Source organism: Acidovorax sp. BL-A-41-H1, assembly GCF_051942715.1.
The window spans coordinates 432,528-448,492 of the sequence record NZ_JBPVJQ010000003.1 but is presented as its reverse complement, the minus strand read 5'-3'; the positions used below and the strand labels follow the sequence as shown (position 1 = coordinate 448,492).

Annotated in this window: 11 protein-coding genes, 2 pseudogenes and 1 riboswitch; of the genes and pseudogenes, 8 read left to right on the top strand and 5 right to left on the bottom strand. The window is 63.8% G+C overall.

The window, feature by feature from the left end; genetic code table 11:
• Window positions 1–49: 49 nt before the first annotated feature.
• Entirely contained in the window at window positions 50–994 is a 945-nt protein-coding gene (locus ACTPOI_RS03140) for a LysR family transcriptional regulator (RefSeq protein ID WP_440106314.1), read from the top strand.
• 240 nt (window positions 995–1,234) lie between these two features.
• On the opposite strand, the gene ACTPOI_RS03135 is transcribed toward ACTPOI_RS03140, so the two are convergent.
• Window positions 1,235–2,503 (bottom strand): DUF4832 domain-containing protein, encoded by a 1,269-nt coding sequence (locus ACTPOI_RS03135; RefSeq protein WP_440106312.1) that lies wholly within the window; start codon window positions 2,501–2,503, stop codon window positions 1,235–1,237.
• A 731-nt stretch (window positions 2,504–3,234) separates the two neighbouring features.
• Here ACTPOI_RS03135 and ACTPOI_RS03130 point away from each other — a divergent pair.
• From ACTPOI_RS03130 to ACTPOI_RS03115, 4 genes and pseudogenes are all read left to right on the top strand, one after another.
• Window positions 3,235–3,279: pseudogene (locus ACTPOI_RS03130) on the top strand (hypothetical protein); the annotation flags it as partial.
• A 35-nt stretch (window positions 3,280–3,314) separates the two neighbouring features.
• Window positions 3,315–3,652 (top strand): annotated as a pseudogene (locus ACTPOI_RS03125) (transposase); the annotation flags it as partial.
• A 474-nt stretch (window positions 3,653–4,126) separates the two neighbouring features.
• On the top strand, window positions 4,127–4,996 hold the full coding sequence (locus ACTPOI_RS03120) for a PPK2 family polyphosphate kinase (protein WP_440106310.1): 870 nt from the start codon (window positions 4,127–4,129) through the stop codon (window positions 4,994–4,996).
• Between the two features lie 239 nt (window positions 4,997–5,235).
• Window positions 5,236–6,555, top strand: a complete 1,320-nt coding sequence (locus ACTPOI_RS03115) for a Glu/Leu/Phe/Val family dehydrogenase (protein ID WP_440106308.1) — start codon at window positions 5,236–5,238, stop codon at window positions 6,553–6,555.
• A gap of 299 nt (window positions 6,556–6,854) precedes the next feature.
• On the opposite strand, the gene ACTPOI_RS03110 is transcribed toward ACTPOI_RS03115, so the two are convergent.
• On the bottom strand, window positions 6,855–7,967 hold the full coding sequence (locus tag ACTPOI_RS03110; protein ID WP_440106305.1) for a hypothetical protein: 1,113 nt from the start codon (window positions 7,965–7,967) through the stop codon (window positions 6,855–6,857).
• Between the two features lie 405 nt (window positions 7,968–8,372).
• Between ACTPOI_RS03110 and ACTPOI_RS03105 the strand changes: the two genes are divergently transcribed.
• The gene (locus ACTPOI_RS03105; protein ID WP_440106303.1) at window positions 8,373–8,978 is read left to right on the top strand and encodes a hypothetical protein; all 606 of its coding nucleotides are present in this window, start codon (window positions 8,373–8,375) and stop codon (window positions 8,976–8,978) included.
• Between the two features lie 113 nt (window positions 8,979–9,091).
• Here the strand turns inward: ACTPOI_RS03105 and trhP are convergent, their stop codons facing one another.
• From trhP to ACTPOI_RS03090, 3 genes are all read right to left on the bottom strand, one after another.
• On the bottom strand, window positions 9,092–10,531 hold the full coding sequence (trhP, locus tag ACTPOI_RS03100; RefSeq protein WP_440106301.1) for a prephenate-dependent tRNA uridine(34) hydroxylase TrhP: 1,440 nt from the start codon (window positions 10,529–10,531) through the stop codon (window positions 9,092–9,094).
• Window positions 10,532–10,567: 36 nt separating this feature from the next.
• Window positions 10,568–11,515, bottom strand: coding sequence for a tRNA 2-thiocytidine(32) synthetase TtcA (gene ttcA / locus ACTPOI_RS03095; protein ID WP_440106299.1), 948 nt, complete (start codon window positions 11,513–11,515; stop codon window positions 10,568–10,570).
• A gap of 177 nt (window positions 11,516–11,692) precedes the next feature.
• Window positions 11,693–12,757 carry a homocysteine S-methyltransferase family protein gene (locus ACTPOI_RS03090; protein ID WP_440106297.1) on the bottom strand — a complete coding sequence of 355 codons (1,065 nt, stop codon included), beginning with the start codon at window positions 12,755–12,757 and terminating at the stop codon, window positions 11,693–11,695.
• 24 nt (window positions 12,758–12,781) lie between these two features.
• Window positions 12,782–12,862: riboswitch (S-adenosyl-L-homocysteine riboswitch) on the bottom strand.
• Between the two features lie 229 nt (window positions 12,863–13,091).
• Between ACTPOI_RS03090 and recQ the strand changes: the two genes are divergently transcribed.
• Both recQ and ACTPOI_RS03080 read left to right on the top strand, forming a co-directional pair.
• Window positions 13,092–14,969, top strand: coding sequence for a DNA helicase RecQ (gene recQ / locus ACTPOI_RS03085; protein WP_440106295.1), 1,878 nt, complete (start codon window positions 13,092–13,094; stop codon window positions 14,967–14,969).
• A gap of 104 nt (window positions 14,970–15,073) precedes the next feature.
• Window positions 15,074–15,919: a hypothetical protein gene (locus ACTPOI_RS03080; RefSeq protein WP_440106293.1), complete on the top strand. Its 846-nt coding sequence runs from the start codon at window positions 15,074–15,076 to the stop codon at window positions 15,917–15,919.
• Window positions 15,920–15,965 lie beyond the last annotated feature (46 nt).

The following is a 15,965-nucleotide window of genomic DNA, read 5'->3' as shown; positions in this document are numbered from 1 at the left end:
GCTGATATATAAAGTCAGCTTGTTTCAGCTTTACTGACAGGACGTGGCCTTGGCTTTTTCATCCGACAGCGTGCAGGTATTTCTGGCGGCGCTCGACCACGGCTCGTTTTCCGGGGCAGCACGGGCGTTGTCGCGCGTGCCCTCGGCCGTGAGCATGACCATTGCGCACCTGGAGGCCGAGCTGGCGGTGCAGCTGTTTGACCGCAGCGGACGCGAGCCACGGCCAACGGCGGCCGCGCGCGCTCTGGAGCCCCAGGCCCGCCTGCTGGCCGGGCAGCTGCGGCAGCTCAATGCCCAGGCGCTGGCGCTCACGCAAGGCCTGGAGGAACGCCTGACCCTGGCCATTGCGCCCGAGCTGCTGGCCGCCCGCTGGACAGCACCGCTGGCCGCGCTGGCGCACGAATACCCGCTGCTGCAAGTGGAGGTGCTGGCCGCACCGCAGGTCGATGCGCTGGCCCTGCTGCACAGCGGCCGCGCGCAGCTGGCGCTGGTGTTCGAGCGGCCCAGCATCGACGGGCGCGAAGGCTTTCAGGAAGTGGGCACCGAAACCCTGGTGGCCGTGATGGCGCCCGACCACCCCGTGCTGGCTGCGGCGCGTGCAGCCGCCCAAGCACGCGGCGAAGCACCCGCCAGCGCCATGCTGCGCGAGGAGCACCTCACCACCACGCGCCAGATCGTGGTGGCCAGCCGCGACCTGGCGCAGACCGACCCGCGCTTTGTGTTTGCCCGCCACCACTGGCGCACCGACAACCACCTGGCCGCCCTGGGCCTGATCGAAGCCGGGCTGGGCTGGGGCTGGCAGCCCCGCGCGCTGGTGCAGCCGCGCATCGAATCAGGCCGGCTGGTGGAGATGCCGTTTGAGAACCTGAGCAACGGTACCGCGCTGTGGGTGGACGTGGTGTGGTCCAAGGAGCGGCCGCTGGGGCTGGGGGCACGGCGTTTTGTGGCGCTGATGAAGGATACGACGGCGGATCGTTCCAACGAGAATGATTGATGGGACCGTGGGCGCAGTTGTCGAGCCGCATTGAACTGAACGTTCAGCCAGTGCGAGACAGGAGCTGCGCAAACAAACCGGCAGCATGGCCCTTGTCATAAAGCCCACAATGAGTAGGGGCGTACCAACCGGTGCCCCTCACAGTGGACCGGGGTGCGACCCAAGCACGCGCGCATGGATTTCCTACATGCCCGGTACACCATGTCCCTGCGCCGGTGGCATGAAGCATCGCATCATGGCTCAACGGATCTCTAAGTCGCCAAGTACCGCCCAACCGCCATTCAGCCCGACGCTGGAGTCCCAACGTCCGGATATGACCGGCAAGTCGTTTGAAAAGACGACGTAGGCATTTCGGGCATTCAGCAACCACCCTGCAGCCTCTGGCATGTCCGATCGCGGCTGGATAATCCGGACGCCCAGTCGATATTGCCCGCGTGAAAAGCTGTTCACATCAAGGCCGGCCGTCAAATCCGCTGCGCTGCCTTCCCGGAGAGTGCGCGGATCGAAAGCAGACTTGAATATCGTCACCACGCTATCATCATTACGCAACAACGCAAATTGCACTTGCCATGGATAGTACATCGGTGCGACACCGATATTTTCCACAGCGAGCGAGACATTCAAACGCTGACTTGTGGAAAGGCTGCGAGCGAATGTGGCTGACTTGATCTGGAAGTTATAACCCATCCTCTTGTGCATTGCCATGTATTCCGCATAGTACTGCTGGCCACTGGTTTTTCGATAGCCTGGAGCCATGGTGCTGTAGTGACCATCGTCCAACATTTTCCGGCCCGTATCTGTTGTGTACATGAGCACGGATTCTTGAGCCTGTTGTGTAGCGTCTCGGGGCGGCGCTTCCCCACCGATGGGACCTTGAAGCCATTTGAGGCCATCTTTTATGGACTTGTCAAACTCAAGACTGTGCCCATTGCCTGGAACAAAATAGTCGTTATGAAATCCGATGTCGGCAGCCTGATTTAAAACATTTTGCCAGGGGTATCGGCCCACTATTTTGGCATTCTTGAAGTTTGATTTATACGCGCTCAATATTTTGGTGCGCGATGCATCGGATATTTCATAATTCTTCGAGCCCACCTTGAACCCGAATGTGTGCCACTCGCCCCAATAACCCAGAAGCCCGAGCTGCACAGCGAACGCTCGCGGATCGTTGTCATACATTCCCGCGAAGGCCTTGATTGCATTTTCTGCCTCCGAAAGGAAAACCGAATTGTTAAAGTCAAATATCCGTTTACCGTCGTCGCTTACCAAGCGCGGCACACCCTTTCCTTGAAGCCAAGAAGGACAAGCGGTTTCTGCGACACCATCCCATTCGCAATAAAGACGCAGCACAACGTGACGACCGCGCGAACCAGGCCGGTTGATTATTCCCTCTACAGCAGCCTTCGAGAACTGCTCGTCTGCAGGTTCAAAATCTTTCCAGGGAACATACTGGAAGCCCACTGAAGACTCGCTGTAGTCATTCCACCATGAGGCATTCCAGCCTTTCATCGGATTGATGTCAGGGCCGCCATTTTTGGGGTAGGTGCTTTCTACGGGGCTCGGCTGCCCGGGAGCCGGAGCCGGAGCCGGAGCCGGAGCCGGAGCCGGAGCCGGAGTCGGAGTCGGAGTCGGAGTCGGAGTCGGAGTCGGAGTCGGAGTCGGAGTCGGAGTCGGAGCCGGAGCCGGAGCCGGAGCCGGAGCCGGAGCCGGAGCCGGAGCCGGAGCCGGAGCCGGAGCCGGAGCCGGAGTCGGAGTAGGCGCTGGGGAAGGCGCTAAAACTGGGGGCTTGTCTGTCCCGTCGCCCCCCCCGCAACCAGCAAGCACGAGGAAGAATGCGAGAGTGCATACAGATCGACCGGGGACAAGGGTTTTATTCATTTAAATTGACCTTAGGGACGCGCTGTAAGCCCGTCCGGCATGGCTCCTGTTAAAAAAATTTCGGTACTGTCAGGCAGAACTTGTGCCAAGCACACCCAACAGTCGGCGGTGTACTTGCCACCCGATCGGGTGGCAAGTACACATTCCGGGCGACCAAGGTTTGAACCGAGCCTCGACAGTGGCGTATCTATCTGGGCCGGGAAGATCGCTCTTGCGAATTTATTAACGCATACGTTAACGAATCCCAAAGTCGAATCTACTGGTGGATACCCTTTGTTTGGCAAAGGCTGCAATGCCGACGTGAGGCCAATTTCGGTGCGTCTCGGGCCGAGTTCTGCACGCATGCTGACCAGCACAGCGCCATGGAGGCGAGGATCCGCACTGTCCATGACGAGCACAAACGATGCTACGGCTACAGACAGATCACGGCCGCGTTGTGCAATGGGATGCGTTTGGTGACGCTGGCTACCAAGGGATGGACAGGCGGTCCGATCCCAACAAGAACGTACGCTGGCATGTGGCCATGCGCCCGGGGTTGCGCCGGGCTCTGGACAAAGACAAGCCTGTGGATCCGCTGATCGACCAACTTGAACGGACCAAGGCCAGCATCCGGGCCAGGGTGGAGCACACGTTCTGAGTGCTCAAGCAGCAATTTGGGTATGTGAAGGTGCGCTACCGTGGGCTCAAGAAAAACACGGCGCAGATCGTCAGGCTGTTTGCGCTGTCAACCTGTGGATGGCAAGGCACAAACTGCTGACCTGTAGGGGACAGGTGCGCCTTCAAGGCGCGGATGCCCCGCGAAACCGGGCAAATGCCCTCGCACAGCGCCTGCTGGGGAGCCTGTGCACGAACCAAGCGGTAAGTGAGCGCTGCGGATCGGGATGGGCCGCAAGGCGCAAAACGCAGCAATAGCCGCAGCTATTGCGAGTATTTGCAACGCTGCAGACCGCCCGAGACCGCAGATGCACACGGCGCGCTGATTCGTGCAGAGGCTCTCTAGGCGTGCCCAATTCTTGAAAGCAGGTGCTGTTTACTTCGGACATCGATATGGCCCAGCCAGAACCGATTCGTGCAGAGGGTCCCTGGGGCAAATACTTTACACGTGCGATGAAGCAGGGTTCTCGAGAGCACTGTGAATTGACAGTTGCGTGCCGCTTTCGATCCGAATGACGGAAACCTGGGGCAGCTTGGATTCGCTGCGAGTCCATGGCGTACGCTGATGCACCCGGCCAGCCACCCATTGCAAGGAACACCATGCCCGACAACCCGCACGCCAATGCCGCACTGTTTGCCGCCTGCGACCAGGCCCTGTCGCCGCGGTGGACGGCATGGCAGCCCACCGGCCGCAAATCGTTTTCGCTCGACGATATCGACCCCGCGGCCAAGCCCTGGTCGCAAGGCAGCAAGTTGCAGGACAAGGTCGCTGTGGAGGCCCTGGCCGAGGATCTGGATGCGCTGCAAAACCTGTTCTACGCCGACCGCCGGCACAAGCTGCTGGTGGTGCTGCAAGGCACCGACACCTCGGGCAAGGACGGCACCATCCGCGGCGTGTTTGGCCGCATGAGCGCGCTGGGCGTGCACGCGGTGGGCTGGAAGGCGCCCACCGAGGCCGAACTGGCGCGCGACTACCTGTGGCGTATTCACCAGCAGGTGCCGCAGGCGGGCGACATCACGGTGTTCAACCGCAGCCACTACGAAGACGTGCTGGTGCCTGTAGCCAATGGCTGGATCACGCCCGAGCAGCAACGCCAGCGGCTGGGGCACATCAACGACTTCGAGCGCATGCTCAGCGAGACCGGCACCGTGGTGCTCAAGTTCCTGCTGCACATCAGCTTTGACGAGCAGCGCCAGCGCCTGCAAGAGCGCCTGGACGACCCGGCCAAGCACTGGAAGTTCAGCATGGGCGACATCGCGGTGCGCAAGCAGTGGGGCGCCTACCGCAAGGCGTATGACGCGCTGCTGAACGCCACGCATACGCCCTGGGCACCGTGGACCATCGTGCCCGCAGATTCCAAGACCCACCGCAACCTGATGATCGCCAGCATCCTGCGCGCCGTGCTGCAAAAGCTGGACCTGCGCTACCCCACCGGCGACCCGGCGCTGGGGCATTTCACGGTGGAGTGAACAAGGCGGTGCGCGGCGGCTGCGCGCATTGCGGATGCGTGCGCAGGGCCGAGGCCGTGACCTAGGGCGCTGCGATTTCAGCGCATTCATAAGCGCCGCTTTTATGGTGCATTGCGGCAATTCCACGCGATGGCAACGTTATGCGTTTGGCGCATAACCCGCAAACAGACCGGCCTTAGACAGCGCCAGAGCGCAGGCATAAGCTTCGCGGCTTGCATTGATCCCACAAGGAAATCACCATGTCTTCATCCACCGGCACCCCGGGCAACGCCCACGCAGGTTCGCCCCATCCGCTGCCCTCGTACCTGCAGGCCGACAACCTCGGCCCCTGGGGCATCTACCTGCAGCAGGTCGATCGCGTCACGCCCTACCTGGGCCACCTGGCCCGCTGGGTCGAAACCCTCAAGCGCCCCAAGCGCGCGCTGATCGTGGACGTGCCGATCGAGCTGGACAACGGCACCATCGCCCACTTTGAAGGCTACCGCGTGCAGCACAACACCAGCCGCGGCCCGGGCAAGGGTGGTGTGCGTTTTCACCAGGACGTGACGCTGTCCGAAGTGATGGCCCTGTCTGCCTGGATGAGCATCAAGAACGCCGCGGTCAACGTGCCCTACGGCGGCGCCAAGGGCGGCATCCGCGTGGACCCGAAGAAGCTGTCGATGGGTGAGCTGGAGCGCCTGACGCGCCGCTACACCAGCGAGATCGGCATCATCATCGGCCCCTCCAAGGACATCCCTGCACCCGACGTGAACACCAACGGCCAGATCATGGCCTGGATGATGGACACGTATTCGATGAACACCGGCTCCACCGCCACCGGCGTGGTCACCGGCAAGCCCGTGGACCTGGGCGGCTCGCTCGGCCGCGTCGAGGCCACCGGCCGCGGCGTGTTCACCGTGGGCGTGGAAGCTGCCAAGCTCACCGGCCTGACGCTGGACGGCGCACGCCTGGCCGTGCAGGGCTTTGGCAACGTGGGCGGCATTGCCGCCAAGCTGTTTGCCGAAGCCGGCGCCAAGGTGGTGGCCGTGCAGGACCACACCGGCACCATCTTCAACGGCAACGGCCTGGATGTGCCCGCCCTGCTGGCGCATGTGAAGGCCCGCGGCGGAGTTGGCGGCTTTGCTGGCGCCGACGTGATGAACCCCGAAGAGTTCTGGGGTGTGGATTGCGAAATCCTGATCCCGGCCGCGCTGGAAGGCCAGATCACCGAGCACAACGCCGGCCAGATCAAGGCCAAGCTGGTGATCGAAGGCGCCAACGGCCCCACCACCCCCGAAGCCGACGACATCCTGCACGACAAGGGCGTGCTGGTGCTGCCCGACGTGATCGCCAACGCCGGTGGCGTGACGGTGAGCTACTTCGAGTGGGTGCAGGATTTCTCCAGCTTCTTCTGGAGCGAAGACGAGATCAACGCACGCCTGGTGCGCATCATGCAAGACGCCTTTGCGGGCGTGTGGGAGGTGGCACAGGAGCACAAGGTGAGCCTGCGGACTGCAACGTTCATCGTGGCCTGCCAGCGCATCCTGCACGCCCGCGAAATGCGCGGCCTGTACCCTTAAGGACATCCTGCACAACTCCCTGCGGTCGGTGATCGCGCGGTCTCGGGCGGTTCGCTGCGTTGCTTTTCTTGCCAATAGCCCGCCTATTGGCTGCGAAAAGACGCCTTGCGGCCCATCCCGATCCGCACTACCACCGCCTCGCGAGGGTTATGCAGGACATCCTTAAGCCCTGCGCCCTGTCCAGTAGAACCTTGGCGACCATCGGCCCTATCGCGCCGGTGGCCCGCCCGCAAAACCGCCCGATGCCGTGACCCGGCACTGGCGGTTTTTTTGTGCGGCAAAACGCCGGGTAGCGCTGGTCAAGCCTGCGGCATCGGGCCCAGCGGCCCCACGGGCTCGGGCGGGGCGATTCCGCGCATCGCGTGGCAAAAAGGCTGCACGCACGCGGCCCGCGCGACATAGGGGCAGCCCAGGGTGTCGCACAGTTCCATGCCGCCGTTGCGCGCCCTTTCCTCTTCACGCGGCACCTGCCCGCTGGCCTGCAGCACGGCCATCTGCGTCCAGGGGTCCAGCCGCGCCTGCAGCATGTCGCGCCCGTACACCACGGCGGGCGGCAGCGGCTGAAAGTCCACCACCAGCAGCGCGCTGGTGCGCCCGCCCTGCGGTTCACCCCCCTGCAACACTAGCGCAAACACGCCCGACTGCAAGGCCTGTGGCGCGCCGGTAAACGGCAGTTGCAGAGCCCCTGAAGGTGTGCCCGCAGGCGCGGCCGGCTGCGATGCCAGCCACGGCACCGGCACGCGCAGCGTTACGGCCACTCCGCGCGGTCCGTCGGGCGTCTGCACCGTGCCCTGGCGCACCAGCCAGGTCTGCAGGGGCGGCATGTCGTCGCCCAGCGCGCCGCTCTCCAGCGATTGGGCCAGGCCCACCGGCCACGTCTGGGCAGCCACCACGCGCTGCGGCGAGGCACCTGCGGTGAGCTGTGCCACCGCCTGGCCTACCAGGCCCATCAAGGCAGCGCCCGGACCGGTAGCGGGCCAGGCCGCAGAGCCGGCTTGCGTGGCGGAACCGAGCAGCACGGCCGAGGCGGATGTGCTGGAAGGCAGCGGGCTTTGCAAGACTGGCGCAGCGCCACCCGGCGCGCCTGCGGGGCCAGAGGCGCGGGCAGCGATGCCACCGGCGCCACTACTGCCAGCACTGCGCTGCGGATCGAACCCGGCCCCCAGCTGCTCGCGCGCCTGCGGCGAAATGTGGCTGGTGTCGCCAGCGGGTGGCACCGGGGCTGCGGGCAGAGGCAGCGCCGCAGGAACGATGGGTGCCCCCTGCCCGGCAGCCGGTGGCTGCGCAGGCGTCGCACCCGGCTTGTCCAGCCCCAGCAGCGCGCTCTGACGCTGCAAAGCCGCCTCAGCCAGAAACCGTGCCACGGGCGGCAGGGCACTGGCGCTGCGGGAAGGATCAATGGGGGCGGCCATGGCTATGCGGTGTGTTGCGCGATTCTGGCGTGAATGCGGCGCCGCGCCCAGCGTGCGTGTACAAGGGCACATGCGATGGCTCGGACCACCGCGTTGTCCAAGCGGGATATTCGCTATGCTTTTTATAGCCACCAGGACAATAGCTGCTGGCGCTACAGCCGGTTTTTGCTCAAAATCCGCTTCTCAGGCGGACCGGCTGGTCGCCTTTACCGCACAGCACCGCCTTCGCAGCCCCGCCGGTCCACTTGCCAGTTGAAGGCGGGCGGCAGTCTGGTGCAGGAGGTCTGTGTGGCGAAGCCGGGCAACTGGCATCGACCGCCCACCGAACCCGTCTAACCCGTACGCACCCACAAGTACAGAAGGTACGCCATGCGCTGCTCCCGATTCCTCTTTGCATTCATCACCTTGCTGACCATGGCAATCACTGCAACTGCGCAGCCCAGGGAGTTTTCCAGTGCCGAGGCAGCGGTGGCTGCACTGTATCCAGGCCAAAAATTTTTGGAGTGGGCATCCACCACGGGTGACTGGAATGGTGATGGCATTCAGGACCGTGCGCTCGTCCTCAACGAAGTCGATGGGCGTTCCGATGGACCGATGGAGATACGGCTTGTAGTTCTGACGGGCACAAAGACTGGCCGCTACCTTCCCCTGTCTGCCTCTTCAAGCTATTGCGCGGCGCAGAAGTTCTACAACGTCGAAGCCAAGGGCACCTCGCTGTTTGTCACTGCCGTGGACAAAGCCGAAGGCGACGTGCTGGCCTCCACCACCTTGCAGTTCCGCTTCAACCAACGCCGTGGCGACTTTGAACTGATCGGCAAGGAAAACGTATGGGAGGTTGAAGGAAAGGAGTACGGCCGCAGCAGCGTCAACTACCCGGCTGGGAAACTGATCACCTACGAGCGCGTCAAGGGCCGCACCAAGTCCAGCAAGGAAAAGCGCTTTGCAGTCCCTTCCCTGGCTGTACTCAACGGGTTCAACTGCAACACCCATGACGACGGCGTGTCGCCTTGAGCAGGGGCTGACCACCCGGAACCGGCAACGCAGGTGCCTCCACGCATGCAACGGCAACCGTTGCAGCGTGCACGCCAGCATCACTCCGTGACCGCATCAGCCTCATCGAACCATCACACTGCCAACGCAGACTCAGGCGTTGCTGCAGGCGGCAGCGACTCCACCACCCGCGCCAGCAATGCCCCGCTGTACCGCGCCGGCAGCGGAATCCACACGCGCACCGGGCTGCCCTGGGCCACCTGCACAGGCTGGCCTTCCACGTTGCGCATCTGTTCCAGCCGCACGGTGATGTTGCCGCTGGGGTGCACCACTTCGATCAGGTCGCCCACGGCAAAGTGGTTCTTGGTTTCGACCTGCACCCAGTCGCCGGCCAGCCCCGCATCGGCAATGCCTTCAGCGCCCAGCACCTCGCCCACGTACTGGCTGCGCTGCGTGGCCGAGTGGCCGTTGATGTAGTTCTGGTAGTCGTTGCTGGGGCGACGCTCCAGCAGGCCGCCGGTGTAGCCGCGGTTCGATAAGCCTTCGAGCTCGATCAGCAGCTCGGGGTTGAAGGGCCGCCCGGCCACGGCGTCGTCAATGGCGCGGCGGTAGACCTGGGCGGTGCGGGCCACGTAATACAGGCTCTTGGTGCGGCCTTCGATCTTGAGCGAGTCCACGCCGATCTGCGCCAGGCGGGCCACATGCTCCACCGCGCGCAGGTCCTTGCTGTTCATGATGTAGGTGCCGTGCTCGTCTTCCATGATGGGCATCATCTGCCCGGGGCGGCCCGCCTCTTCGATCAGGTAGACCTTGTCGGCCTTGGGGTGGCGTTCGCCGTTGCCGGTGGTCGATGCGAAAGATTGTTCGGCCTTTTGCTGCGCGGCCTCGAAGTTGAAGTCGCCTTCCATTTTTTGCGCAATGGCTTCACCCGTGGTGGGGTCGATGTCGGCGTCGTGCGTGGCGTAGTTCCAGCGGCAGGCGTTAGTGCAGGTGCCCTGGTTGGGGTCGCGGTGGTTGAAGTAGCCGCTGAGCAGGCACCGGCCCGAGTACGCGATGCACAGCGCTCCGTGCACAAACACTTCCAGCTCCATGTCGGGGCATTCCTGGCGGATCTTTTCGATTTCATCCAGGCTGAGTTCACGCGACAGGATCACGCGCTCCACGCCCATCTTCTGCCAGAACTTCACAGCCGCCCAGTTGGTAGTGTTGGCCTGCACCGAGAGGTGCACCACCTGCTCGGGCCACTTTTCCTTGACCATCATGATCAGGCCCGCGTCGGCCATGATCAATGCGTCCGGTTTGCAGTCGATCACGGGCTCGATGTCGCGCAGGTAGGTGCGGATCTTGTCGTTGTGCGCAATCAGGTTGCTGGTCACAAAGAACTTTTTGCCGCGTGCGTGGGCCTCGCTGATGCCCTGGCGGATCTGCTCGAGCTTGAACTCGTTGTTGCGCGCGCGCAGGCTGTAGCGCGGCTGGCCTGCGTACACGGCGTCGGCGCCAAAGTCGTAGGCCGCGCGCATCTTGTCGAGCGAGCCGGCGGGCAAAAGCAGTTCGGGGGCTTTGAGCGTGGTCATGGGGTGGCCCAATCTAAAAATCGTCAGGAGTCAGGTTCAGCGGGGGATCAGGGGCAGGCCGCCGAGCATGCCCACGGCCTGTGCAGGCAGTTCTTCGGCATCAAACGCCTTGTCGCCATCCGCATCAGCCATGCCGTTGGGCACCAGGCCCTTGAAGTCGAACTGGCGCGGGTCCATGAAGTGCGAGGGCACCAGGTTGCGCAGCGCCACGGCCATGTTCTCGATGCGGCCGGGGTACAGCTGCTGCCAGTCGCGCAGCATCTGGCCGATCTGCTTGCGCTGCAGGTTCTCCTGGCTGCCGCACAGCGTGCAGGGGATGATGGGGAACTGGCGGTGTTCGGCCCAACGCGTGAGGTCGTCTTCAGCCACGTAGGCCAGCGGGCGGATGATGAGGTGGTCGCCCCGGTCGCTTTGCACCTTGGGTGGCATGCCCTTGAGCTTGCCGCCGAAGAACATGTTGAGGAAGAACGTCTGCAGCATGTCGTCGCGGTGGTGGCCCAGGGCGATCTTGGTGCAGCCCAGCTCATCGGCCACGCGGTACAAAATGCCCCGGCGCAAACGGCTGCACAGGCTGCACATCGTCTTTCCCTCGGGGATGTGCTCCTTGACGACGCTGTAGGTGTCCTGCGTTTCGATGTGGAAGGGCACGCCCACCTGCGTCAAATACTCGGGCAGTACATGGGCCGGAAAGCCGGGCTGCTTCTGGTCGAGGTTGACGGCAATCAGCTCGAACCTGTGGCCGTTGCGCTGCTGCAGCATGCGCAGCACGTCGAGCATGGCGTAGCTGTCTTTGCCGCCTGAGACGCACACCATGACCTTGTCGCCGTCTTCGATCAAACCGAAGTCGGTGATGGCCTGGGCCACCTGGCGCACCAGGCGCTTTTCGAGCTTGAGCGCGGCGTGGGCCGCGGCTTTCGCTTCGACTGCGGCTGCGTCGTCGCCTTCCAGGGCGGATGGGGCGGGCGGGGTAGCGGTATCAAGCATGGGTGGGCGGAGCGGAAGGCAGAAACACGGGGGCGCGTTGACTGGGGGTTGCAAGGGTGCCGCACCGGGCGCTGCCTTGCAATGGGGGGGCCGCATGGCGCCAGTGCGGCATTCACTACGTTTTTTACAGCTTCCAGTGCTTATGGGACAAGCGCCAGCAGCCGATTTGACCCAAATTCAGGCTTCTGCAGCGTAGAACATCTTGCGCGTGGGCACGTTTTCCACCGCCTGGGCAATCGCCCCGATGTGGTCAGGCGTGGTGCCGCAGCAGCCGCCCAGAATGTTCACCAGCCCCTCGGCCGCAAACTCGTGCACCAAGCGGCTGGTGATCTCGGGCGTTTCGTCGAAGCCGGTGTCGCTCATGGGGTTGGGCAGGCCGGCGTTGGGGTAGCAGCTGATGAAGGTGTCCTCGGCCACGCGGTTCAGCTCCTGGATGTAGGGGCGCATCAGCGTGGCGCCCAGAGCGCAGTTCAGGCCGATGGCCAGCGGGCGCGAGTGGCGCACGCTGTGCCAGAAAGCGGTCACGGTCTGGCCGCTCAGGATGCGGCCCGAGGCGTCGGTCACGGTGCCGCTGATGATGAGCGGCAGGCGCTGGCCGCTGTTCTCAAAGAACTCGTCGATGGCAAACAGCGCGGCCTTGGCGTTCAGCGTGTCGAAGATGGTTTCCACCAGCAGCACGTCGGAGCCGCCTTCCACCAGCGCCTCGACCTGCTCGTAGTACGCGGCACGCAGCTGCTCGAAGTCCACATTGCGCGCGCCGGGGTCGTTCACGTCGGGGCTGATGCTGGCCGTCTTGGGGGTGGGGCCCAGGGCGCCGGCCACGAAGCGGGGCTTGTCGGGCGTGCTGTACTTGTCGCAGGCGGCGCGGGCCAGCTGGGCGGACTTGAGATTCATCTCGCGCGCCAGGTCGGCCATCTTGTAGTCCTCCTGCGCGATGGTGGTCGCGCCGAAGGTGTTGGTCTCGATCAGGTCGGCGCCCGCGGCAAGATACCGCTCGTGGATGTCGCGGATCACGTCGGGCCGGGTGATGCTGAGCAACTCGTTGTTGCCCTTCACGTCGCGCGGAAAGTCCTTGAAGCGGTCACCTGCGCCGTCGGGGTCGGTGTAGCCCTCGCCGCGGTACTGCGCCTCGCCCAGCTTGAAGCGCTGGATCATGGTGCCCATGGCGCCGTCAAGGATGACGATGCGCTGGGTGAGGATGTCGGGGAGTTGCTGGGCGCGGGTGTAGATGACGGAATGCATGGTGCGGCTCACTGTGCGGGTGGGTACAAGTGAGCGCAGTTGGTGTCCCCAAGCCTGACCGGCTGCACCGTGTGGCACAACCCGGCTGCAGCGCCCCTTGGGTCGCAAGATTTTAATGCAAAGGCGCCCGGAGCCTGCCGCTGCAGGCGTGGCGCAGCCCACGGGGCGTGGGCCCCTTCATCGCATGAGCCGGCGGTGGGCCGGCCCGGAACCGGCGGGCGCACAATAAGCGCCTTTCGCCAGCGGGCCCGTGCACGGCATTTTTGCCCAAAATGCCTTGTAGCGCTTGATTCATAAGCCCCTGTTGCTATCAAATTCAGAGTATCTTTTGTCTTTGCGCTCTTCCCTTGCCCCTTCGCCCGCCCACGCCGTCCTGCAGGATGTGTTCGGCTATGAGCAGTTTCGCGGCCCGCAGCAGGCCATCGTCGAGCATGTGATTGCCGGCGGCGACGCGCTGGTGCTGATGCCCACGGGCGGCGGCAAGAGCCTGTGCTACCAGGTGCCGGCCATCGTGCGCCAGCAGCAGGGGCGTGGGGTGACCATCGTGGTGTCGCCACTGATTGCGCTGATGCACGACCAGGTGGGCGCGCTGCACGAGGCGGGCGTGAGCGCGGCGTTTCTCAATTCCACCCTGAGCTATGACGAAACGCAGGACGTGGAACTGCGCCTGCAGACCGGCGACATCACCCTGCTGTACGCCGCGCCCGAGCGGCTGAACACGCCGCGCTTTCTGGGGCTGCTGGACAGCCTGTACCAGGGCGGGCACCTGTCGCTGTTTGCGATCGACGAAGCGCATTGCGTGAGCCAGTGGGGCCACGACTTCCGCCCCGAGTACCGGGCGCTGTCGGTGCTGCACGAGCGCTATGCGGGCGTGCCTCGCATTGCGCTCACGGCTACGGCAGATGACCTCACGCGCGCCGACATCATCGAGCGGCTGCAGCTGGAAGACGCGCGCCTGTTCATCAGCAGCTTCGACCGCCCCAACATCCGCTACACGATTGTCGAAAAGAAGGATGCCACTACGCAGCTGCTGCGCTTCATCGAGCGCGAGCATGCGGGCGAGGCGGGTGTGGTGTATTGCCAGTCACGCAAACGCGTGGAGGAGCTGGCCGCCACGCTGAGCGATGCCGGTATCACCGCCTTGCCCTACCACGCTGGACTCGATACCAAAGTGCGCCAGCACAACCAGGACCGCTTCCTGCGCGAGGAAGGCATTGTGATGGTGGCCACCATCGCCTTCGGCATGGGTATCGACAAACCCGACGTGCGCTTTGTGGCGCATGTGGACATGCCCAAGAACATCGAAGGCTATTACCAAGAGACGGGCCGCGCGGGCCGCGACGGCCTGAACGCCGATGCCTGGATGGCCTATGGCCTTCAGGATGTGGTCAACCAGCGCCGCATGATCGACGAGAGCCCGGCGGGCGAGGAGTTCAAGGCCGCGCTGCGCGGCAAGCTCGACGCCCTGCTGGCCCTGGCCGAGGCCACCGACTGCCGCCGCGTGCGGCTGCTGGCGTACTTTGGCGAGGCATCCACCCCGTGCGGCAACTGCGACAACTGCATCAACCCGCCGGCCGTATGGGACGCCACGGACCCTGCGCGCAAGCTGCTGTCCACCATCTACCGCGTGCACCAGGCCAGCGGCATCGGCTTTGGCACAGGGCACATCATGGACATCCTGCGCGGCAAGAAGACCGAGAAGGTCGCGCAGTTCGGGCACGACAAGATTTCCACCTTCGGCATTGGCGCCGACCTGACCGAGCCGCAGTTGCGCGGCGTGCTGCGCCAGCTGATCGCCACCGGCGCGGTGGGCCTGCAAAAGGTGACGCTGGACAGCGGCATGAGTTTTGACACCCTGTGCCTCACCGACGGCTCGCGCGCCGTGCTCAAGGGCGAGGTGCCGGTGCAGCTGCGCGAGTCGGTCTCGTCAGCCCCCGCCAAACGCACCACCAAGGGCAGCGCCCCGCCTGCCGCCGCGGCCAACCTGGGGCCCGATGCGCAGGTGCGCTTCATCAACCTCAAGGCCTGGCGCGCCGAGGTGGCCCGCGAGCACAACCTGCCTGCGTACGTGATCTTTCACGATGCCACACTGGCGGCGATTGCCGAGCGCAACCCGGCGTCGCTGGAGGATCTGCAGGGCATCAGCGGCATGGGGGCGAAGAAGCTGGAGGCGTATGGGGTGGAGGTGCTGCGGGTGGTGTCGAACGGCTAGAGGAATCGGTTGATGATCCTCAAGGTGGCGATATTCTTTTTGTTCTGCGCGGACAACCTGGCTACATTGGATTGCTTGTGAATTTTTCATGCAAAAGGAATCCGATGTTTTTCAAGAAGCTGGCCGCATCCGCACTTTTTCTGTCTGCCATGGCCGCCCACGCGTTCTCACCCCAATCGGGCACCTGGGTAGTCAACTCCGAACTGGATGGCAAACCCGGCCGGGGGCTCGCGATCGATGTGCAAAACGACACTTTCGTGATGCAGATGTACGGCTACGAAAGCAACGGGCAACCCACTTTTTACCTCGCGACGGGAAAAGTGGTGAACGGTCAGGTCAGCGCTGCACTGAACCGCTACACCGGCGGGCGCTATCTCGGAAGCGGCCCTCTCTCCGGCTCTGCCGCAGGAAGCGCGGGAGTCGCATCGTTCAGGTTTACCAGCGGGATCACCGGGTATGTGACCCTGCCGGGAGAACCTGAGAAGGCTATTTCACGCTTCAATTTTGGCTACCCGTTTGCAGCACAGAGTCTCGTTGGCCTCTGGAGCATGCTGTCGCTGGGCTCTGAAGGTCTCTCTGCAGACGCCGTGCAACTGTCGACAAACATTGGACCGACTTCGACAGGCAATGGCCTCGTTGTCAATTCCGACAGTACGTTCGGTTGCGAACACCAGACCAGCGGCAGCCTGGCCGGCTCTGTGCTGTGCGTAAAGATCAACTCACAAGGGCAGTTACTGCGTTCGTACTATTTCGCATACAGCGTGGACGACGGCGAAGGCTATTCCCAGCGCAACGGCGGGACGCAACAAACGATGTCGGTCCGCAGACACACCAGCCCTCAGGGCGTGGGTACCGGCTTGGTGTTCAAGTCCGAAGCGCCAATGTGGGAGCACAACGTGCTGCGCGCGCACATTAGCGAAGTCGCGGCGGCAGGGCGTGCAGCGGACTAGAAGCAGCGGCAGGGATGAGCGCGGCGCCGCGTGTTAACCCTCGTAG